This window comes from Burkholderia sp. PU8-34 (genome assembly GCF_053427725.1).
The window spans coordinates 1-407 of sequence record NZ_JBSAXC010000085.1 but is presented as its reverse complement, the minus strand read 5'-3'; the positions used below and the strand labels follow the sequence as shown (position 1 = coordinate 407).

1 protein-coding gene is annotated in these 407 nt (G+C 60.9%); it reads right to left on the bottom strand.

The annotated features are described in order from the left end of the window. On the bottom strand, positions 1-407 hold a 407-nt coding region (locus tag ACV22Z_RS35825), incomplete at both ends, for a TolB family protein (protein WP_448080954.1).

Here is a 407-nt window from a genome sequence, read left to right as displayed (position 1 = left end):
GACGTGAAGACCGGGCCTGCGCTGGTATACGACAGCGTGGCCTGCTTGACGCTTCCGTTCTGCTTGAACACGAGGGTCTTGCCGTCCGAGCTGAATTTCGGGTCTTCGTTACGGGTGGCGCCCGTGCTGTTCGTCATGTTGATCGGCGGGTTGTTCGTGCCGAGCTGATACATGAACACGTTCCACGCGTTGTTGGTGATGCCCATGAACGCGATCCACTTGCCGTCGGGGCTGAACACCGCGTTCATCGGGTCGGTGATGCCCCACGCGCTCTTGCTCAACTGGGTCAGCGTGTGCGCCGAGAAGTCGTAGAGGAACAGCTGGCTCGTGCCATCGCCGTAGTTGACGTAGCTGTGATAGACGAGCTTGCCGGTCAGTGCGCTCGGAAACGACGCGTCGGACTGGGC